We start from the raw sequence: 461 nt of genomic DNA, 5'->3' as shown, positions 1-461 counted from the left end.
GTTTCAGCCAGGATTGCCGGGTCGAATTTGGCAACATAGGCATCCACCCCCACGCTGGAACCCATCGCCTTGTTGGCATTGGACGACAGCGAGGAATGCATGATAACCGGGATGCCTTTGAAGCGGACATCGGATTTGATCAGCTTGGTCAGCACATAGCCGTCCATCTCCGGCATTTCCGCATCCACCAGAATGATCTTCAGATAATCGTGCAGGCACTCGTCCTCACCCCAGGTGCGGCTGGCCAGCACCTGCAGGCGCTCCCAGGCTTCGCGCCCGTTGGTGGCCTGCTGGAACTTGATGCCCATCTTCTCCAGCACGCTGGTGATTTCCTTGCGGGCTACCACCGAATCATCCACGAAGAACAGGTACTGGTCGCTCTCCAGCTGGGCTTGCGGAATCTCCGGCAGGCGCGGCTCACCCACCACGGTGGCCAGAATCTGCTCCACGTCCAGAATGGA

1 protein-coding gene is annotated in these 461 nt (G+C 59.0%); it reads right to left on the bottom strand.

Annotated elements, in window-relative coordinates:
• Positions 1–461, bottom strand: a 461-nt coding sequence (locus tag JHD62_RS21495) for a response regulator (RefSeq protein WP_199104584.1), incomplete at both ends; no start/stop codon positions are given.

This window comes from Aquitalea sp. ASV11 (assembly GCF_016429185.1).
Classification (GTDB): domain Bacteria; phylum Pseudomonadota; class Gammaproteobacteria; order Burkholderiales; family Chromobacteriaceae; genus Aquitalea; species Aquitalea pelogenes.
Note: the sequence above shows the minus strand (reverse complement) of the source record. Positions and strands in the feature narration are given on the sequence as shown.